Consider the following 20,922-nt stretch of genomic DNA (forward strand, 5'->3'; position numbering starts at 1 on the left):
TCACGCATTACTCACCCGTTCGCCACTCTCACCACCAAGCAAGCTTGATGGATCCCGTTCGACTTGCATGTGTTAAGCACGCCGCCAGCGTTCATCCTGAGCCAGAATCGAACCCTCCACAAAAAAACGCGAAGAGACATCGACAGATGACTCTCAAAACAAAAATTGACGAGCACGTCCTTAAGGAAGGACGCCCTCAAAAAACCTCACCCCTCATCAAACCCTCCCGGGTACCCGACCACCACGACAGGCGATCAGGCGAGGAATGAACTGGCAATCATTGACTATAAAGAAGTAGTACAAACACGCTCTTGAGTTCTCAAACCACCACCACACCAGCAAGACGGAAAACCAACCAGAGGAAGGAACCCGCCGCGCTGAGCGGCAACAGGTGAATAACTTACACGAACACACGAACACACGCAAATCGGGCATGAAAAGGCACGCCAGAATCGTTGCAACGACGGCGTTCTATCGGCGTGTCGAAATCAACTTGAATCACGCTGTTACCATCAGGATACGCCGGCTTTTTATAGGCTCGCGTAACGAAATCAGATGTTCACTGGCGTGTCGCGACAATTCATTCCACGTTCAACTCCCCTCAGTCACGCTTCGCGTGCTGGCTCCCCTCACCTTGAGGGGAGCCGGATGGATGTCAGATTACGTGGTATTCGCGTAGCAGGGTGGCAATATCGGTGCCGTCGAGTTTCTTGAGCACCTTCTTGACCACGGCCTTTTCAATGAAGTTGAGCTTCATATCGGTGACCGGTGCACCGTCACGCAATTTGACGGTGGCGTTGAGCAGGTTGCGCACGTCATAGACACTGCCCCACACTTCAGGCACGCCGCGGTCCACGCCGAGCAACGTGTAGACAGCTTCCATACCGGTGCGCATCGAGTACTCGGTGGTGAAGATCGTGTCACGCGGGGTCTCGGCGAACTGGCCAAGGAATGCGAAGTTCACGGCACCATCGGGCACCACGTCCGGGCGGTCGCCGGCCGCGCGCGGCATGAAGAACGCGGTGATGTACGGCATCATGACCGGCACGGTGTTGGCGTGATGCTTGGCGAGCGCCTCGATCTTGTCGGTCGGCACGCCCATGTGGTAAAGCCACTCCTCGCAAATCTCTTCACCGGTGCATTCGGTCATCGGCTTCTTCACATAGTTGCCGGGCTTGTCCGGGAACAGACCGTAGACCCATACGCACAGCTGGTCCTTGGGCTGGTCGCGGAACTGCTGCTGGCGGTTCAGGGTCCAACTCATGAGCCAGTTGGAGTCCTGCACAGTGATGATGCCGCCGGTGACGACCTTGCCGGAGAACGGGTCGCGCTTGCAAATCTTCTGGATGTACGGCGGAATCTCGCCGTCCAGGGTGGTGATGGTGGCGCTCATCCACTTGGTGGCATTCGGATCGGAGCAGAACTTCTCCGGATGGCCAAAGCTCGGGTCCTGGTCGGCGATACGCTTCCACATATCCCAGCCGCCGCCGGGCTTCAGGTCTGGGTTCCATGCGGCGGGCGAGTTCTGGGAACCCATGGTGGAGTTCTCCACGCAACCGCCGTTGGTGATGAACACCAGATCGTTCTCGGTCAGGTCGATGGAGGATTTATCACCCTCGTGATCCACGTCGATGCGCACGGCAAGCTTCTTGGTGGGCGTGCTGGCAGGGTTGCGCTTGAAGAAACCGGAGGTGGCCTGAATCTTTTGGATGGTGTCCTGGCCTACGCCGGTGTGCTCGCGCTTGGGGCCGGCTCCCCCGCCAATCGCGAATTCCACGTTCTCAACCTTGGTGTTGTAGCGGAATTCGACGCCATGCGATTCCAGATACTTGACCATCGGCAGAATCATCGACTCGTACTGGTTGTAGCGGGTGAAACGCAGCGCGGAAAAGTCCGGCAGTCCGCCGATGTGATGAATGTAGCGTTTGATGTACAGCTTCATTTCCAGCGCGGAGTGCCAGTTCTCGAAGGCGAACATGGTGCGCCAGTACAGCCAGAAGTTGGAGTTCAGCACCTCATCATCGAAGAAATCGGTGATCGGCTTGTCATACAGGTCTTCGTCCGGGGTGAAGAACAGCTTCATGATTTCCATCGAAGCCTTGTCGGACAGGCCGAACTTGCCCTTGAGCCCCGCGTCTTTGCCGAGATTCTTGGTGGCGCGGCACAGCGAGTAGTTCGGGTCCTCCTTGTTGAGCCAGTAGTATTCGTCGAGTACGCTGACGCCCTCGGTTTCGATGGAGGGAATCGAGCGGAACAGATCCCACATGACCTCGAAATGATTGTCCATTTCGCGGCCGCCACGCATCACATAGCCGAGGCCGGGAATATCAAGACCGTCACAGGCGCCGCCGGGTACCGGGTCCTTCTCAAGGATGTGGATGTTCTCGCCAGGCATCTGACCATCACGCACCAGATAACAGGCTGCAGACAATGCCGCCAGTCCGGTACCGATGATGTATGCATGCTTGTTGTCCACGTCGGACGGCTTCTTCGGGCGTGCGAAAGCCTCATAATTGCCGCTGCTGTAGTACATATTCCGCCTCCTTGGGGTAGAGTTGACGCTTCGTCAGCTCTTCTTGAATAGACATTATGTCGCATTATTGCCGAACGCGCCATAGGCAACGTTCGGCGTTCTGCCGTATTCGCCAATACCTTGCGTCTACGGTTTTCGAGGCCTGTGTTGGCTGTTGGCTCATAACTATTGAAGGCATACAGGCATACTCATACTGAGGATGCTGGGTGCTTCACCGAACCGGATGATTGATAAGGTCCCGCTCAATCCATGCCATGACCAAATCGGCAAGTCGGTTTACCTCCGCTTCGGTGAGTTCACGGCCTTTGGGCAGATGATGCCATTTTTCGACGCATCCGCGGCAGCATGTGGCGGTAGCATGCTGAGCGGTGAATACCGGATGGCCGCGCCATGGCGTCTGCCTGCCGTCGTTCTTCGGTTCGGCTGCGCCTATGCGGTCTCGCAACATTTCTCGCGCATGACGATCGATGGTCGCCTTGCCTTTGGTGCGGGCATAGGCTCGGTCTTTGTCGGTCAAAGCGAATTTGGCGCGGAACTGCGAATGAGACAGCCGTTCCAGCATCGCGGCAATCCATTGTTGCTCGTCATCGTTGTTACCAGTATCCGCCATCTCCATGCCCATACGTTCCACAATAGTCGCGCACATCGTATGGTGGCACATGCCTTAGCTCCCTCTGATGAAGGAGTCCCCAGCAAAGCCAGGTGAGGGAGAGGCCAGGGGCGAAACCCGCCAATCAGGCGGCAGGCAAGCAGCTGGGGCCAAACAGAATCTTGATCTCAGCAAACAACGAAGTATCCCGCTTGACGCGGAAACGATCGCCAAACGTGAGCACCTGAGCGTTACCCTTCTCATCCAGCACCGCAAGATGTACTTCGCAGTAACCAGGATGATTAGCGAGCACCTGACCGAGTTGCATCATGCGTTGGCGCTCCAACGCCACCGGCGGCAGCGTGATGACCAACGGACGTTCATCCTCGGCTTCCAAGGTCGGAATCTGCATTTCCGTGGCTCTCAGAGAAACGGTTTCGTCGCGCAACTCCACTTGACCACGAATCTGTACGATGGCGTCCACGGCGAGTTCGGCGGCGGCCGCTTCATAGACCTTGCCGAAGAACATGCATTGGATGGAGCTTTCCATGTCTTCGATGGTCACGATGGCCCAGGGGTTGCCCTTCTTGGATACGCGCCGGTCCACATTGGTGACCAGACCGGCCAACGTGACCTGCTGTCCTTCACCCATCGTCCTGGCGCGATCGACCAAGTGCGCGATGGACATTTCACGCAAGGACGCGAGAATCGACTGCATACCGGAGAGCGGATGATCAGACACATACAGGCCCAACATTTCGCGTTCGAAGTTAAGCTTGGTCTTCTTGTCCCATTCCTCAAGATCGGGTACGGTCACGGAAGCGTCGCCCATGGCCTCCGCTCCCCCATCCTCGGCATCGGAGAACAAATCGAACTGGCCCTCCGCCTGTTTGCGCTTCAGACTCACCACCGAGTCGATGGCGGCCTCGTGCACGGTGAACAGTGCGCGACGGTTCGGGTCAATCGAGTCGAAGGCACCGGCCTTGATCAACGATTCGACCAATCGCCGGTTCAGCGCGGTCAGGGGCACGCGGCGGATGAAGTCCATGAAGTTCACGAACTTGCCGCGCGGGCCTTCGCGTTCGGCGATGATATCGGCCACGGCCTTGTCACCCACGTTGCGGATGGCACCAAGACCGAATCGGACGACGTCGCCGACTGCCGAGTACTCGTACACCGATTCGTTGACGTCCGGCGAGAGCACCTGGATGCCCATGCGGCGGGCCTCGCCCAAGTACAATGCGGTCTTGTCTTTGTTGGTGGCGGCACCTTGCAACAAGGCGGCCATGAACTCGACCGGATAGTGCGTCTTCAGATATGCGGTCCAGTAGGAGATCAGACCGTATGCGGCGGAGTGCGCCTTGTTGAAAGCGTAGCCGGAGAACGGCACCAGAATATCCCACACGGCCTGGGATGCCTCTTCGGAATATCCGTGCTCCTTCATACCGGCGAAGAACGGCACCTTCTCCTTGGCCAGTACTTCGGGCTTCTTCTTACCCATGGCTCGACGCAGCACGTCTGCCTTGCCCAGTGAATAGCCGGCGAGGATTCGGGCGGCGGACTGCACCTGCTCCTGGTAGATGATCAGGCCATAGGTCTCGTCAAGCACCTGCTTCAGAGGCTCCTCAAGCTCAGGGTGGATTGGCGTGATCTTCTGCAGGCCGTTTTTGCGCTTGGCATAGTTGGTGTGCGAATCCATACTCATCGGGCCCGGTCGGTACAGGGCGATAAGTGCGGAAATATCGTTGAAGTTATCGGGCTTCAGGGTTTTCAGCAGTGAACGCATGCCGTCGGAATCGAGCTGGAACACGCCGAGCGTGTCTCCTCGGGACATGAGTTTGTAGGTTTCGGCGTCATCGAGCGGAATCTTGGTGTAGTCGATGGCGGGTTTGCCGTTGGCCACGATGTTCTTCAGGGTGTCGTGGATGATCGTCAAGTTGGACAGGCCAAGGAAGTCCATCTTGACCAGCCCCAACGTTTCGCACGTGTGGTATTCGAAGGTGGTGGTGATGGTGCCATCGGTGCGTTCCAGCAACGGCGAGGTGTCGGTGATGGGCGCGCTACCCATGATGGTGGCGCAGGCATGTACACCGGTCTGTCGGATCAGGCCTTCGATACCCTTGGCTTCCTCGGTGATGCGCTTGGCGTCCGGATCGGAATCGTACAGTTCGCGGAATTCCCTGGCCTCGGCATACCGCTTGGCGGCGGGATCGAAGATGTCATGCAGGCTGATGTCTTTGCCGCCGGTGGCCGCCGGAGGCAGCGCCTTGGTGACTTTTTCACCGACTGAGAATTCGTAGCCCATGATGCGGGCGGAGTCTTTCAGGGCCTGTTTGGTTTTGATGGTGCCATAGATGACGCACTGGGCGACCTTATCGGTGCCGTATTTTTCGCCGCAGTATTCGATGACTCGCGCACGACCTTCAGGGTCGAAGTCGACATCGATATCAGGAAGGCTCACTCGCTCAGGGTTCAGGAACCTCTCGAAAATCAGGCCATGCTTGAGCGGATCGAGCTCGGTAATGCCCATGGAATAGGCGACCATGGCGCCTGCGGCCGAACCACGGCCCGGACCCACCATAATGCCGTGGTCCTTGGCCCACTGAATGTAGTCGGCGACCACGAGGAAGTATCCGCAGAACTGCATCTGGCAGATCACGCCGCATTCGTAGTCGGCCTGCTTCAATACGTCGAGCGGCGGGTTGCCGTCGTAACGCTTCTCCAGACCTTCCTCGACTTTTTTAAGGAACAGGGAGGTCTCATCCCAGCCTTCGGGGCAGGGGAATTTCGGCATGAACGCGCCGTCTTCGTGGTCGTCGAACATCACGTTGCAGCGTTCGGCGATAACGAGCGTATTGTCGCAGGCGTCCGGGTGGTCCTTGAACAGTTCGCGCATCTCTTCGGCGGTTTTGATGTAGTAGCCGGTGCCGTCGAACTTGAATCGGTCCGGATCGTCAAGACGGGAACCGGAGTTGATGCAGAGCATGGCGTCCTGTGCCTGGGCATCTTCGGCGTGTACGTAGTGGGAATCGTTGGTGGCCAGCAGTGGTGCGTTGAGTTTCTTGGCGATGGTCAGCAGGTCACCGGTCACCTGAGTTTCGATGGGCAGACCGTGATCCATGAGTTCGATGAAGAAGTTGTCTTTGCCGAAGATATCCTGGAATTCGCCGGCAGCGCGCAGGGCCTCATCGAATTGACCGAGGCGCAGACGGGTCTGGATAATGCCCGAGGGGCAGCCGGAGGATGCGATCACGCCTTTGGAATAGGTGGCGAGCACCTCCTTATCCATACGCGGATAACGCATGACGCGACCTTCGAGGTTGGCCACGGACGAGGCTTTGATGAGGTTGACCAGACCTTCGTCGTTTTCGGCCCACATGGTCAAGTGGGTGATAAGACCACCACCGGAGACGTCGTCGCGGCGCTGGGCTTCGGTGCCCCAATGCACGCGGGACTTGTCTTGACGTGCGGTTTCCGGGGTCACATAAGCTTCGATGCCGATGATGGGCTTGACGCCATTGGCCACGCAGTTGGTGTACATCTCGTAGGCGCCATGCATGTTGCCATGGTCGGTGATACCGACCGCAGGCATGCCAAGTTCGGCCGCACGCTTGGCCAAATCAGGAATCTTCGACGCACCATCGAGCAGCGAATAGTGCGTGTGGTTATGCAGTTGCACAAAGTTGTTCCCGTAATCAGCCATGCGTTCCACCATACCGTGTGGTCTGGGCGGCCGTTCAGCATTCCCGTCGGCACTCCGCGATGAGGGCGGCACACAGCATGATGACCTGGGCGACGAGATTGAACCAAATGAGCACGCCGACCAACGCGGCGAACGGGGCAAGCATCGGATTCCGGGAGGCTCCGGCTAATAGTCGCGCACCGAGAAGCTGCATTGCGGAAACCGTCAGAGATCCCAGTAACGCGCCGAATATCGTGAATCGTCCGGCTTTGATGTGGGAGACCACACGCAGCAGCAACATGAACAACGCGAAATTCAGCGCGACACCGGTACCGAAACCGGTCATCTCCAAAAGCACGGTGCCGGGCAACGAACTGCTGGGGATGCCGCCCCATTGCAGCAGTCGGCGTACGATGCCACCGGACACCGTACCAGCCGCGGTCGAAAGAATGAACAGTATTGCGATGGCGATGGCGGCAAGCGTATCGCGTAACCTTGCGACGACGATATTGAGCTCGTTGCCGCAGTCGTCGAACATGGACCGTACGGCGTGGCGCAGCGAGTTCATCCAGCCGGTCACCGTCCACCAGAATATGGCCAACGTGGCCAGACCGGTCCACGTCAATGTGCTTGACATGGTGTTTAGTGCGGAAGACGTCAGAAACGAGTCGGCCACACCGGGAATGACTTCACGCACCGCGTCAATCAGCATCTGCTGCCAATCAATGTTGCCGACCATGATAAGGCCGAACACGCTCACCGCAATCCAGACGCCGGCAAAAAAGGCGAATAGCAGACCATATGCCAGACCATTCGCCAGCAGGGGGCCGCGCCGCGACACATACCGGTCGAGCACGCGCCCAGGCAGCGAACGCGCCCACGCGTCCGCTCCCCTGTCAATCACACTCTTCAACCCATGCATAGTTCAACTGTAGCTGTTGTTACCATTGTGAAGTGGCCTGATTTTTGTTCCTCCCTTACAGTGAGGCGGCTTGTGCCGCTTGATGTTGATAATACTCGGTTTCCACCGCTTCCGGTGTCCTGTAGCCCAGGGACCGGCGCAGGCGCTTCGAGTCCCCGCCACGAGACCCACCGGAACGTCGCCAATTCCAGGTCCTTCAGATCCGCGAAGGGTGTGCGCCGCCATACCAGCTCGGTCCTGTACGCGCCGTCGGCGCTTTCGGCCATGGCGTTGTCACACGAGTCGCCGACGGTGCCGGTCGACGGCAGCATCCCATATCCCATAACCCTGGTGGTGCACACCGTGCCAGTGCACTGCGCGCCATGGCCGCCGTGGCGGATAAGACCATCCGCGCCGCCGCGGGACGCGGCCCATGAGACCGCCTGCTCCAACGCCCGCAACGGCAGCTCCTGCGTGTTCACGGCCATGGCGCACGCCCATCCCACGATCCGACGGGCGTACACGTCGGCGACGAACGCCGTGTAGCCGAACGAGCCGTTGGCCATGCGCACGTAGGCGATGCCGGCCACGTGCAGCCGGTCCGGCGCACAAGCCTCGAACCTCCCGTCCACCGGATCCGGCCTGCCGCCCGTGCCCTTGGCGGGTTCCGTCGTCACCGGGGTTCTGCCGCGGCGCACGCCCCGGATGCCAAGCTCGCGCATGATGTTCATCACCTGGCCGCGGCCGACCCCGGCCGGATCCCGGCCCTGGGCGACCAGCTGCGCGTGCATCTTCCCGTAACCGTACACGGCCATGAAGAAATCCGAGTGGATCTGGAGGATGTCGCGGGCCGGCGCCCCATGCCCCGCCCGCATGCGGCTGACGGGACGCGTTCTGAACATGCGGCAGCCGCGCGGCGTGAGAAACCCGCAGTCCAACGATTCGGAAAGGACCCCGCGGATCGGCCCGACCTTGAAACGGCTTTCATGCCCGTCGACGTACGCGGCCATCAACGCCGTGTCGGGTCGAGCCCGGCCGCGAAAAAGCCGACGCCGTCGTCAAAATCTCGTTCGCCCGACGCAATTCCGCGTCCTCGGCCCGCAGCCTCCTCAGCTCCGCCATCGCGTCCTCGGCCGACTGCCTCGTCTCCTCCGCGACCGTCGCGTCCGACTGGTCGCGCCAACGCCGCAGCGATTCCGGCGCTATCCCCGGATCCTTCGCCACCGCGGAGATCGCGTTCGTCTCCGACGAATACGAGGAACGCGACTCCGCCAGCAGCCCGACCGCCTTCGCCCTGAACTCCGGCGTATATCGAGCGCCCTTTGCCATGGTTCCATCATCTCCCATCGAGTCAGAGGAAATACGGAACAAAAATCAGTTCATATCACTCACCTCTCATAATTGGTTGCCTATCGATTCAGTTTGATCCGTGTTCGATGGTGCCAGTTTTTTGTACCGGACATACTCGGATAAACGTCGTTTCGGTAAGGCGGTTCTTCGATATACACAAGAATAGAAATTGACGTCAATGAAAGTCTAATTTCGGTAAGTGGCTCGGATGTTTTCTTGGAGACTGAATGGAAGGATCTAATTGTGTCCAGCCCCGAGGAACGCCGTGCTCGGAGCTGGCAGGTACGCGTCGCCCGGCACGGCGAAGTCGGCGGGCCCTGTGTTCGCGGCGTGTCCGCCGGTAGGGTGGTCTCGTTTTATGTTCAATGTTTTTCGGCAAAAGTGCATCAAGTTAGGGCTATGCAATATCTCGTCTGCAGATGTTCACAAAACCTAGTGCGAACGGCAGAGCTATCCAGAAAATCACTGAAACAACGATCTGAGAATAAGTTTGGGGGGTTAGACCGGCTACAAAAATTGAAGATGAGTGTCCCAGCGAAATCCATTTAGCATATTCTGATATGGAATGTATCTGCGATAGCATCACTGTGACCGGAGGAATGATGAAATACAATGAGATTGAAATTACGGTAGATCGCGAGAATAAGGCCATAGCGAGCCCCAGACCCATATTCACCAACAACGGTAGCGCAAGAGTTAGAAAGCCCGATAGTGAAGCTTCCCAATTTAGACTAAAATGATGAATACTCGATGTAGTAACTGAAACAATCAATGTTAATAGTAATGAAGCGGCAAAACTAGCTGAGAAAATCAAGACCGCTACCACAGTTTTAGCAATCACAATTCGAGACCGCTTGGGAACCTGCGTAAAAGTTACTAGCGCACTACCCTTATCCCACTCCTCACAAACCAAAAGAATGATTAGGAGTGGGCTTATGGTGATTAGGGGACTCGCCACCTGTTTGAAAGGTATGTACCAAGACTCCCCAGCTTCCAGCAATACAGCCGACCAAATGCTCATTCCAACGGTCAACAGCAAGGTGACCAAGGTTATAGCTATGCTCGCACTAGTGCTAAAAGCTTTCCTCAGTTCAGATTTTATGATGCCTGACATCTTTGAATCTGAAACAGGTTTGACATGATCATTAAGGTTATTAGCCATTGTTAACCACACTTCCCCGAGAAACACTCGCGGTTTGCTCCAAATAGAACTCTTCCAAGCCTTTACCAGCCCCCTTTAGATCACTAATTGACACCGACCCAATTACCTGCCCCTTACCGACTAAAACAACACTGTCAGCAATTTTCTCCATCTCACCTAACAAGTGTGAACTTAGGAAAACAGTTCCCCCAGCTTGGGTAAAGTCTCTAAGAAAGCTCCGCATCCAATGAATACCTTCTGGATCCAAACCATTCACCGGCTCATCCAGAATAAGAAGCTCGGGCTCGGGCAATATGGCGAGAGCCAACGCTAGACGCTGTCTCATTCCCAAAGAGTAGGTACCGATCCGCCGCCTGCTCTCGGCGCTTGTCAGCCCACAAGACTCCAAAGCAAACTCAATCTTGGAAGACGCTATGCCGAGAACATCTGCCGCTGCGAGCAATATACTACGCCCGGTTCTACCCGGATGTAGCTTTGATGCATCCAAAACTGAGCCAATTCGACGCGCAGGATTCTGGAGTTTGGAGTAGTCGGTTCCAAACACACTGGCCGACCCCTTCGAGGGTTTTGTTAGCCCCAGTATGCAACGCATCGTGGTAGATTTGCCTGCGCCGTTAGGACCAACAAATCCAGTAACTGAGCCTTGAGGGACCTCGAAAGACATATCGCGAATTGCGCATACTTTCCCATAGTACTTAGACAACGAGTCCACTTTAATAACCCATGGTCGCTCATCCATCACTTTTCTCCATCCTTATTGCTCCGCCGTACAGACAAATAAAGTACGAACCCGGAAATGGCGGCCACGACTATGCCGATTCCCCTACTGTACCAAGCGCTCCCAGTTGAACGTTCGACAACATTCGCAACAAGAGTCGCCAAGAATATGCACATGATACTCCACGTTACATACTTCAGCATCATTAGCAGTCATTCCCATCTAATTTCATAACAACCTTGCCAAACCGAGCTGGATCAGCGAAGCTCTTTGTAAGGAACAGCATTCCGTCAGTTGGCCCATATACAGAATCAATAATCGGAGTAAACATGCTTTCGTTAGAATGTTCGAGTGAAAATCGTAAGTCATTATCTGTACCTAAACAGTGTCCTCTTAGAGACAAGAGCTTAGGAATGGAAAGGGCTAATGCAGATCTTACTTTAGGCTCGATCTCCGTAGGGGAACTGCTCGACAGCAACGGATGCTGATTCTTGAATCCGCATGTCATGTATGTACCGCCTTGCTTAAGGATCGTAGTCGCAATATCTATATTCATGTCAAAGAAGGGGTCGAAGACATGCGTAAAATGGTTCCGGTAGGAGTTCCACTTTCTAAGACTGTAGAACTCTTCAACTAATTGAGCAGGGAGGATCTGCTTTATCTCTTCTTCCGACCAGACAGAACTCGTCACACATAGTGGGGGCAAACCGTAATAATTAAGTTGACGAATGAGGAATAGACTAGTGGCTGAACGCGCACTAAAGACGAGTGGTACGCCTCCCGTATTTAGAACACCAGAAGCCCTTATCATGCCTGCAGCGGTTTGAGCTCCGATCGAAAAGGCAGCTGCAGCTTCGTCACTAAAGTATTCTGGAACCAATACGACCTTTGCCATATGCAGCCGTAAATATCCTAATGATGCAAAGTTTGTCGCCACGCCGGGCAAAACGCCTTCTACACCAGAGCCTGGATAAGCGTTGTTACCCATTACTCGGTCACCAGGTTTCAACCCTTCGACCTCTTTGCCTACAGCCAGAACTTCACCGCAAAATTCAGACCCGAAGGGTAGGAATTCCCGAGTGCCACTTTCTAACAATTGAACATTATTAAGTAGCAGCCCCTTATCTCGGTAGTTACATGAAAATGCTAACACTTTAATCAATATGTAGGCTGCGTTACTCGGACTATCCGGATCGAATGTCGGTTGACAAAAGTTTGCTACCGCGACCGACAGATCCTTTGCTCCGAGGTTAAAAACCCCTAAAAAGTCCATTTCATTACTATCGGCGTATTGCTTTGTTGTCACCACTAATGCTCTCATTATTGTCCTTCGTTATTGTTTTACACATCTTGCGGGTCTGCTTGATTCGGAACTACAAAGGGCTATTGGTGTCCAACGCCATGTTTCCGGACTGTAAACCAATAGGCTCGTATCAAATATCCCGGCCCAGCCCAAAAAATATCCCAGCAAATAGTCTCGTTGAGGCTCGCCGGTATAATACCCAAATTCACGGGCGTAGCCTAATACCTTTGACCAATAATCAATCGCTAAATCTTTAAAATAGGAATCGCCAGTGTCAAAATACGACTGCAAAAGACTTTGGACTACACCAGAAGCGCCGTGACATACAGATAAATCAATTGGGCCACGGAGAACAGAGAGATCTGTAATCTGACGGGCAATGGAGTGCAACTCACGTCTCGACATACAGTTCGAGAATTTGACGGCTTCAGATTTTACAAGTAATAGGCCAGCCCCGCCATTACAGTATCCTATGCGCAGGTCCAGCGACGCGAGATCGATTCTGTTTAGTTTCTCTAGGGCGATGCTTTGCCCTAACTGATCATCCAATCTTTTCGACACCCTTAAGAGTGCCCATATAAGCCCCAAATCGCCATGAGCTATTCCTCCGCTAAGCTCGTGTTTCTTCTCAACAATATTCCTCATATGCATATAGTTTGCGGTCAGAGTACGCGGGTTAACATCCGCAAGCGATGCTAACAATAGATACTGGCCAGCTAGCCCATTAAAGACGTCCCCCACAGACTCACACTCGCCCAGTTTATTTACATCACCTTCGGTAAAGGACAGCCTCTGTTTATCGTGGTTAAGAACGTAATCAATTGAAGAAGGACCAGAGATGATAGATCGCTCATTCGCAGCTATCGTTGCATAATACGTATCACTAAGCTGCCTGATTCCGTTAAGCGCTCTGTCTCGAAGAGATGCTGCAAATGTATTTGAGACGAAGGTCTTAGCGAAGCGTGTTAGCGGAAGACTGATACCTGCTGCATCGTGAAAAGAAATTAGCGATTCAGAGTGATAGCTTAGCGGCATGTCACCATACAGTCCCGGAAGCCAGCCAACTGCTGAATCACTCTCAATAGCTAGTCTAGAAAACAAACTAAAAAGTGATGATACTAAGGAGGTATTATCACTATTCAGGCATTGGTTGAACATAGGAACGCCCAACGACTTGACTTCAGAGTTGAGATAACGCGACATAGATATGCGAATCTCCGAGAAACCTTCAGCAATGAACCGTTCGTTTTGAAGAAGGTTGTCTTCGGACATATTAACAAAAGTATTCTTAGCGTTTTCCGACGGGCTGACGCCATCTTTACAATGGATCGAAAAACCATTAGAACGTACACAGCACTCATCTGCGAATGTATAGAAGTACGGAATGTCACCACACTCTAAAGCGGAAATTTCGCGCTCAAGAATCTTGCTTGCATCAACCGAAAGAAACTGATTTACAAGTGGCTTAAGGTACTGCGTAATTTGTGAGGCTGCATCCGATGACACAAGATTCTCTGGGAACAGTAGAGCATCAAGCAATCGCGCATACTTGGCCGTAGGACGAAGAACCCTCCGGATTGGGAAATTGATGCCATTGAGTGCTTCAAGCAACTCTTCGCGATGACTGATGATCCTACGGTAACCAAGGCGATATCCATCAACGAAGTTCTGTTGATACGGAACCGGGTTAACACTTTCACCACTTAGTAAAGACAGCGGTTCAGCAAGACGGGCGAATGCAACGTTTTCTCTGGCGATATCCCTGCCATCAGTGCCAGCGTTACGAAGAACAAACATACTCTCACTAGTTTGCTGGGGGTATGGGGTATTGATGGCACCAATGAGAAGGCGACGAGGAGCCGTTACCATTTTAGCCGGTATAATTGACGTTGAGCATATTGACCTGAATAGGGTCTTTAAGAGGCAACCTGAAAGGTCAGGCGTGAATTGAACAGATCTGGACTGCATTGCTGTCTCTAGATCAATTAGTAAGGGCTGGCCATCTAAAAAAACCAGATTCTCGTCATGAATATCGCTCGCACCTGTCGCAGTAAGGAGAGCCGAGACAAATCCGAGTTTTCTAAAACTCTCTCCTAGTAGGCTGTCCATCATAGGGCGCGGAGCTATGAAACGTTGCCACCCGTAAGTCTCACGATTCAGCGTAAGAGGCACTGGAGACGGAAACTCATCTTCTTCTCGGGAAATAATATGGAACAGTTTATCGAACCATAGATCTACCGCAAGAGACTTCGGCTTGTACACCACGGTGGGAGTTAAATTCTCGGAAAAAGCAACAACGCAGCGACTTCCATTATGCCAATCAGAACCCAATAGACATACATCATCGATCTGTGATCCCGCGCTAATCAGACCGGAATCTACTAAATCTTTTGAATCCTTTTGTAAGTTCGAAAACAACTCGACGGAGAATGCAAGCACACTGTCCATGCTCGCCGTCACCATTGAGTCTAAAATAGGGTACTTAACGAACCATTCTTGAATCGTTTCAATGGAGAAAGCTTTAAGAAATGAATCAAACGCATCCGATGACTTGACCTCAACAGGAAGCCCCATTTGCTCCCGGTAAACGTGCATTTCATAAACAAATGTCTTAAGACAAAGGGACCAGAATCGCTGTGTCAAGATCATAGTTAAATATTTTTCAGGAACCGACTTTTCCACGCTAAAGAGACAGATACTCCTTAAGGAATTGGTGACCTTAGATAGAGCTTCGTTAAACTGGGCGCGGTACCTTGTTTTCAAGACCTCTGACAATACTGGAAAAACTTTATCGATCATGATTTCCCTGCAATTCGAGCGAGTACAAATCTGCGTATCGCTTACAATTCTGCATGAGTTCGGCGTGTGTCCCTACCTGTGTTAGGTGGCCACCATCAAGGAGTCCAATGCGATCCGCATTTAAGATTGTTGCCATACGATGTGCAATTACAATTTTGGTACAGTTTATAGAAGATAACTGCGTATAGACGAGCCGCTGTGTGATGTTATCTAGCGCGGAAGTAGCCTCATCCATCACCAAAACCGCTGGGTTTTGCAACATCACACGAGCGACATGAATTCTCTGACGTTGCCCACCAGATAGATTCGCCCCAAGTTCAGATACCCCGGTCTGGTAACCCATAGGAAATTCATCGATAAAATCGAGAAACTTTAGTTCCCTACATCTAAGAATAATTTCATTCTCAGGAAGATCACATCCGAGCTTAAGGTTTTCAATAATTGTTCGATTATGCAGATATGCCTCTTGGGGAATGTAACTGATGTATTTACGAAGCTCAGACAAATCATAATTAGAAACATTCACACCATCAAAGAGCAGTTCTCCAGACGTAGGCGCGAAAAGAGTAGCGAAAACTTTACCGAGGGTGGTTTTCCCACTTCCGGAGGACCCAACTAATGCAACCGTCTCACCTGGCATAACCTCCAAATTGACACCATTTAATGCAAATGGTGCATCTGTAGAGTACTTAAAGTTCAAGTTACGCGCCGTTAGGCCTCCGCGTAAGGAGTGCTTGATTGAGCCGCTATTAACCTCACTGGGGTATTCGAAGATATCTTCAGCTAATTCCACGTACCTAGAAGCTACTTGAAACTCGGTCCATGCTGAGAATAGCGACCTGATATATGAAAACAGCAACACCGCTACTGACTGGACAGCTATAGCCTCGCCAAGGGTTATTACACCATTTTCCGCAAACTTTAAGCTAATCACCAACAGAAAAAGTGGAGAAAACATTTGTGCCGAAGCAAGCGTAGCTCCGATAATCCCTTGCTGAACCCTTATTCGCTTTCCAAGCGCTGTGAGTAATTTCGTGAAACTTTTTTTCCAATCATTCAAGTAAGTTTCTACATAGCCACCAAGTTTCACGTTATTTATCGAGACCACAGCATCAAGCTGGATACTTTGCGCCGACGTCCCCGAATGTAGTTCGGATTCCATCGCACGGTTTGCATGAGGCTGCGTAGTCCCCAAAAAGACAATAAGTAGAGAAATAAGTAGCAGTGTGATAGTACCGAGAACAGGCGATATCCAAAGCACGTAACCAATAACAGTAATCACACTTAGTGCATCAAGAGCACCTTGAATTAAGGTGGTCCCAAGAATGTCCGGTAGCCGGTTTAGTGAGTTAAGACGGTAGACAATTTCGCCAGGAGCTCTCACAGTGAAATAGCGTGACGGAAGCGACAACAACCGCGAAAACGCGTGAGACGACAGATGCCAAGACAGAGTCTGAGTCATCCGAATAGCTATTTCTGTTCGGGCAAAATTCAATAATGTCGTACAGACAACGGCTACGCCAAGTGAGAGCAGAAACACATTCAAGGAAAAACCTTGATTCGTCCTGTAGTCAACCAAGGATTGTGTTGCGATCGGTATGGCAAGCGTAATCCCCACAAGGAGTAGGCTCACTACGGTCATTAAAACATACAATCTCAATGACGCATCCGGCCATAGAAATGTCTTGTGCCACTTCTCAAAAAAACCGAGCTTAGTTTTTTTGAAAGTCGCCGTAGGATTAGCGACGAGAATGTAGGTGTCAAAGCTCTCAGCGAATTCTTCAAATCTAATCGATAGTCGCCCGACGGCTGGATCCATTATAGTTACAGCCGACTCAGACACGTGCTCAACGGCGACAAAATGATTCCCACGCCAGAACGCTATGTATGGCGCTGGGATTGTGAGCAAACCTCGCGGATCTTTGACACGATAGGTGCTGGCTTTCATCCCAAAACTGGAAAGCAGGTCGCGCATCTGCTGTAGTCCCAGTCCATCACGGCCAGGTTCCTTAATCTGCCGTAACGCAGTGATACTAATCTCGTGTCCGTATGCCGCTAGAAGTGTTCGCACACAGCACAGACCGCACTCCGTGTGAGACACCTGGAGCGTTGGCCGGAGTCTCAGCTTTTTTGTTAATCTTACCATTTTATAGATCCAGACTAAGTACTGACAACTTATGGTCCGACGAGTGTTTATTAGCTAAGTACATGATCGCTCCAGCACGACCGCACATAAGTCCAGGACTCAGTGCGTACCTACCTTCTTCCTGTTCAAAATAATTCAGAATCCCCGTCTCAGTGAATGCACTTGCAGCCAACATGTCGTAGGTGCACTGAGCATCCGGATATAATCTCGCAACGTTCCGGAGTACCTCAAGTACACCGAGACCGCCATGACACAAAACGGGTATCAGTGAAACCGAATCCGATACAATCTGCCTCAAGATTTCAGTACAGTGCACTTTTGTTTCTATATTCGCTTCTGAGGCAGACGCATAGGCAAGAAGAAGTCCTGCGTGACCGTTACACCATGATGGCGAAAATGAGTCTCGGGGCTGATTCGTGTATGACTGAAATATCCCGTCGCGATTCCGATAGTTGTCCGAAATAAGAGCGTCCACATACTGTACAACTTTGTGACACTCGGCTGTCGGATAAACCTTGGCAATTTCGGAGAAAAACCAAATAATATGTGCCAGTCCGTGAGCCATGCCTAAAGTTAATTCTTGTGCACGCAGCTCAATCCGCCTCATTGCAATGTTTGCCCACGAAGCAATTATGGATTCATTGTATGGGAAAGTGCCCGTCGATTTAAGTTGCATTATAATAGCCGAGCTAGTGCCATTGATCATGTCGAACGAATCAGTACTCATATGTCCAAGATCGGATGCAATGATATCCCAGCTCTTGTTACTAATCTCAACCCATGACTGTTCGCCAAGGCAGCGTCCAGCGGCATTCAAGCTCCAAAACAAGCCTGGAATACCGGAATAACCTCCACAGCCCGCAGAAAGGAGACTGCGCATTTCAAAGGAAGCGGAGTTGAGAATCTCCGCAGATCGTCCGAACACTTCATATGCCGGTTGTAGCAATAAGGAACTATTGAGTTGCTTACCTGCATGCGCAAGTGCCAAGGCAGGACCTACCCTCCCTGCATATAGGTCGTAACCGAGAACCCCGGGCGACCATTCGGCACTACCAAATCTCGCGACTGGTCCTATCCAAGTCTTAGGTAGATGATCGAAACGATCGTCTAGAACCCTTTCGGCTAACGGAAGCGCGAGGCGTCTCAACACTTCAGACGCAGAAAACTCCCTGTCAACAGACTGTATAGCTGTAGCAACTGCGGACTCGCCTTTATTTGCAAAGCTGAAACGCTGCTGTGAATGAGGATCAGCGAGTTTTGCGACAAACGCAAGACGTAATATCCTCAGTTGCGTTTTAAGTTCAGCTTCCGATGAACTTTCTACTTTCTGTCGGAAGAGTTCTCTTGGCGACTGGGTTACTGAACAGATCTCTAAATTCTCAGCGAAGACCGTTTTATCGTTAAATCGTAAGGTAAAATACGGGATATCCCCGTTCCATAGCTGTCGGCATTCACTCTTTACAAGATTGAAGTCGCTGGTAATACTCGGAATCGATATCCGAGCGAGTAGACCGATCGCTAAGTCACGGTCTTTAGTCGCACCAGATCCGGTTATACTTTGAAGGATCTGTGCATACTGAATTGTAGGGCAGTGTATATACCGCAATCGTAGATCGGCAAAAGAACTTTCAACCGCCTCAATGAAAGCATCCTTTTGCTGGAGTACTGCGCTAAAAAACTCCTTAAATCCCGTCTCTATTTTCGAGCAATCGCTGCGTACTTTCAATTCATAGCTATCACCGTCAAGTAATGAGTGATCCGGGGCAGGGTTACTTGCCCACGTTGCTTGGATGTCATCGCGGAATGCATTTTTGATATGCATCGCCTTGAAGGGGGCGCTGCCATTCTGCTGTGAGGTACTGGCGAATCCGACATCTATCGATCCAGGATTTTTCGAGGAAGTAATTATTCGGGGTAGAATACCAGTTCCATATACCGAACGCTCTAGTTGTCTGTAAGCGCTCCTAGAAGACTCTTGCTTACCACGTCGTAACCGGGCAGGGTGGAACAAGGATTCCAGATCGACTGGAACCGGACCTGCAGTCGTCCAGAAAATGTTCGAATAGTGCATGTCGACGGCATCTAGAAAATAAAAAAGCGCCGCGAGCTTACCCACCGTAACGAGGTCTCCGCGAGCCTCGACATGATCTACATATTCAGTGAAACCGTAAGTCCCAAAGTCTATGGCACGAATAGCAGGGAGAGTCGCCAGCCCCATTTTGCGAAGTTTGTTTGTCAATCTGTGGTAGCCACGTTCGCCACTCACGGAACGTGGCTTAAAAACAACCTTTTTACTATCTTCAAACTCCACTACTGTAACCGCACGTCCACAGTTATGTGTATCACCAGCCTGATGGATTTCCACAATCTTGAGTTCCTGTGGAATAGCGAGGTACTCAGACAATGAATCTCTATGCTTTTGAAGAAGCGAGACTGCTTCGTTAATCGACGCAACTTTGAGTCGCATAGCATTAAGACAACGTGACCACCCGGTAGCATACTTCTCAGAGAAAGAACGAAAGCCATCCTTTATAATCCGCTTAATATATAAACGATAGCCTTCTTCAGGACTATTCTTGGTTGAACGAGCCGAATTGGTGTCATCAATAAATGATCTCAAAAGGTACTGAGAAGCTTGCTGAGCCAACTCGTCACAGCAAGCTTCTGCAAAACGACAAGAATCTGACAGAAAAGGAGACAAGCTGTCATCCCAACCATCTTTCCACAATGCCCTCGACAGTGACTTACACAAGACTTCAAAAGGGTACGACTCAGGGAAGGACCGCTCATCTTCAACTTCAACGAACCCTTGTGTCTCTTCTGGGAATGACGCGGCCATCGCCAGAAGGGGACTAACTAATTCCTGACACTCAGAGTCAGTAAGTTCCGGGTAGAGCCTTCTGTTGAGAACGACCATATTCTAGCAGGCCCTTGTGCATGCAGACGTGGGGCAAGTATTGCTTGAAATCCACGTAGTCACTACCGTTAGAATGGCAGTTGGTGTTGCACCTCCTTCAGTATCGTCGTCAGTTAGCTCAATCATGTCCGATTCCAGATATTTGCCAAGTTCCAGCTCGCTCATTTCATACTCCTTACTCGTGAGCCACTTACTTGCACCAGTTCATGCACTCATGGGTCAAAGTGCACCAGTCACCCTTATTTCCCCAGTAATCACTGAGGGAAAAAGTGTTGGTAGTGCAGGCGCCGAAGGCATCAGTGTCCAAGGTTTGCTCACTGATATCTTCCAGATAGGTTGGGTCAAATGACTGTTCATCCATGTCAATACCTCCTGATGTTGCTGTCACCCCACATATTCCAGCGTATAGTATTTGTTCAGATCAATCAAGCTGCCCGAGTTCTAAATAGAAGTGTAACACCTTGTCCAGAGTTGGAAGTGTTCGAAGTTTCCAGTTCAAGAAGGTGTCGCGCTCATGGGCCGACAGTATTCGCACCTGTTGTCCGATGAAAGGATCCTGATCGAGAAGCTGCATTGCGAGCGGCATCCGGGCGTCCGGAAGATCGCGGAGGAAATCGGCCGGGACAAGTCCACGGTGTCACGCGAGCTGAGGCGTGGCCTGTGGTTCGCATCCAACGAGAACGGGTCGTACCGTCCCTGTATTTCGATGCTCCTATACATTGTCAAGCGTTTGGGTGTGTTGTTTTGGGTTGGTTGTCGAGTGTATCCACTGGATGGCCCGTTGCTCGAGTTCGGGAAGGTCGCGTGCGCCGCGTTCGATCT

General features: G+C 52.1%; 14 protein-coding genes and 1 rRNA gene. 1 reads left to right on the forward strand and 14 read right to left on the reverse strand.

From position 1 onward, the window contains the following. From FYJ31_RS12035 to FYJ31_RS12100, 14 genes are all read right to left on the reverse strand, one after another. Positions 1–123, reverse strand: a 16S ribosomal RNA gene (locus FYJ31_RS12035); the annotation flags it as partial. Between the two features lie 532 nt (positions 124–655). Then, positions 656–2,533, reverse strand: coding sequence for an oleate hydratase (locus FYJ31_RS12040; protein WP_154536777.1), 1,878 nt, complete (start codon positions 2,531–2,533; stop codon positions 656–658). Between the two features lie 211 nt (positions 2,534–2,744). Next, entirely contained in the window at positions 2,745–3,155 is a 411-nt protein-coding gene (locus tag FYJ31_RS12045; RefSeq protein WP_174772642.1) for a DUF4186 domain-containing protein, read from the reverse strand. A 112-nt stretch (positions 3,156–3,267) separates the two neighbouring features. Beyond that, on the reverse strand, positions 3,268–6,825 hold the full coding sequence (dnaE, locus tag FYJ31_RS12050) for a DNA polymerase III subunit alpha (RefSeq protein ID WP_195839507.1): 3,558 nt from the start codon (positions 6,823–6,825) through the stop codon (positions 3,268–3,270). 34 nt (positions 6,826–6,859) lie between these two features. Next, positions 6,860–7,660 (reverse strand): YihY/virulence factor BrkB family protein, encoded by an 801-nt coding sequence (locus FYJ31_RS12055; RefSeq protein ID WP_326831216.1) that lies wholly within the window; start codon positions 7,658–7,660, stop codon positions 6,860–6,862. Positions 7,661–7,713: 53 nt separating this feature from the next. Beyond that, positions 7,714–9,034 (reverse strand): IS3 family transposase gene (locus FYJ31_RS12060; RefSeq protein ID WP_154536781.1). Its coding sequence is split into 2 segments (ribosomal slippage): positions 7,714–8,749 and positions 8,748–9,034, totalling 1,323 coding nucleotides; the frame shifts between segments, so codons are not numbered across the junction. A 418-nt stretch (positions 9,035–9,452) separates the two neighbouring features. Continuing rightward, a complete protein-coding gene (locus FYJ31_RS12070) occupies positions 9,453–10,217 on the reverse strand; it encodes an ABC transporter permease (RefSeq protein ID WP_154536782.1) in 765 nt (254 codons plus the stop codon). Continuing rightward, entirely contained in the window at positions 10,210–10,956 is a 747-nt protein-coding gene (locus FYJ31_RS12075; RefSeq protein WP_154536783.1) for an ABC transporter ATP-binding protein, read from the reverse strand. Before FYJ31_RS12075 ends, FYJ31_RS12070 begins: the two co-directional genes overlap by 8 nt. 184 nt (positions 10,957–11,140) lie before the next feature. After that, entirely contained in the window at positions 11,141–12,256 is a 1,116-nt protein-coding gene (locus tag FYJ31_RS12080; RefSeq protein WP_154536784.1) for a quinone oxidoreductase family protein, read from the reverse strand. 12 nt (positions 12,257–12,268) lie between these two features. Beyond that, positions 12,269–15,037 (reverse strand): type 2 lanthipeptide synthetase LanM, encoded by a 2,769-nt coding sequence (lanM, locus tag FYJ31_RS12085; protein WP_154536785.1) that lies wholly within the window; start codon positions 15,035–15,037, stop codon positions 12,269–12,271. After that, on the reverse strand, positions 15,027–17,183 hold the full coding sequence (locus FYJ31_RS12090) for a peptidase domain-containing ABC transporter (protein WP_154536786.1): 2,157 nt from the start codon (positions 17,181–17,183) through the stop codon (positions 15,027–15,029). Before FYJ31_RS12090 ends, lanM (FYJ31_RS12085) begins: the two co-directional genes overlap by 11 nt. 1 nt (position 17,184) lies before the next feature. Further along, entirely contained in the window at positions 17,185–20,100 is a 2,916-nt protein-coding gene (gene lanM / locus FYJ31_RS12095) for a type 2 lanthipeptide synthetase LanM (protein ID WP_154536787.1), read from the reverse strand. A 3-nt stretch (positions 20,101–20,103) separates the two neighbouring features. Further along, complete coding sequence (locus tag FYJ31_RS13375; RefSeq protein WP_195839508.1) at positions 20,104–20,265, reverse strand: class II lanthipeptide, LchA2/BrtA2 family; 162 nt, start codon at positions 20,263–20,265, stop codon at positions 20,104–20,106. 25 nt (positions 20,266–20,290) lie between these two features. After that, positions 20,291–20,461, reverse strand: coding sequence for a plantaricin C family lantibiotic (locus FYJ31_RS12100; RefSeq protein ID WP_154536788.1), 171 nt, complete (start codon positions 20,459–20,461; stop codon positions 20,291–20,293). Positions 20,462–20,614: 153 nt separating this feature from the next. Between FYJ31_RS12100 and FYJ31_RS12985 the strand changes: the two genes are divergently transcribed. Then, on the forward strand, positions 20,615–20,922 hold a 308-nt coding region (locus FYJ31_RS12985; RefSeq protein ID WP_229774107.1), incomplete at its 3' end, for a helix-turn-helix domain-containing protein.

The sequence above is a fragment of the Bifidobacterium sp. WCA-178-WT-4B genome (assembly GCF_009696495.1).
GTDB classification, from domain to species: domain Bacteria; phylum Actinomycetota; class Actinomycetes; order Actinomycetales; family Bifidobacteriaceae; genus Bifidobacterium; species Bifidobacterium infantis.

Bases quoted from the DNA above. Each gene is read 5' to 3' on its own strand.
- FYJ31_RS12040 (WP_154536777.1), bottom strand. From the start codon at position 2,533: ATGTACTACAGCAGCGGCAATTATGAGGCTTTCGCACGCCCGAAGAAG.
- FYJ31_RS12045 (WP_174772642.1), bottom strand. From the start codon at position 3,155: ATGGGCATGGAGATGGCGGATACTGGTAACAACGATGACGAGCAACAA.
- dnaE (WP_195839507.1), bottom strand. From the start codon at position 6,825: ATGGCTGATTACGGGAACAACTTTGTGCAACTGCATAACCACACGCAC.
- FYJ31_RS12070 (WP_154536782.1), bottom strand. From the start codon at position 10,217: ATGGCTAATAACCTTAATGATCATGTCAAACCTGTTTCAGATTCAAAG.
- FYJ31_RS12075 (WP_154536783.1), bottom strand. From the start codon at position 10,956: ATGGATGAGCGACCATGGGTTATTAAAGTGGACTCGTTGTCTAAGTAC.
- FYJ31_RS12080 (WP_154536784.1), bottom strand. From the start codon at position 12,256: ATGAGAGCATTAGTGGTGACAACAAAGCAATACGCCGATAGTAATGAA.
- lanM (WP_154536785.1), bottom strand. From the start codon at position 15,037: ATGATCGATAAAGTTTTTCCAGTATTGTCAGAGGTCTTGAAAACAAGG.
- FYJ31_RS12090 (WP_154536786.1), bottom strand. From the start codon at position 17,183: ATGGTAAGATTAACAAAAAAGCTGAGACTCCGGCCAACGCTCCAGGTG.
- lanM (WP_154536787.1), bottom strand. From the start codon at position 20,100: ATGGTCGTTCTCAACAGAAGGCTCTACCCGGAACTTACTGACTCTGAG.
- FYJ31_RS13375 (WP_195839508.1), bottom strand. From the start codon at position 20,265: ATGAGCGAGCTGGAACTTGGCAAATATCTGGAATCGGACATGATTGAG.
- FYJ31_RS12100 (WP_154536788.1), bottom strand. From the start codon at position 20,461: ATGGATGAACAGTCATTTGACCCAACCTATCTGGAAGATATCAGTGAG.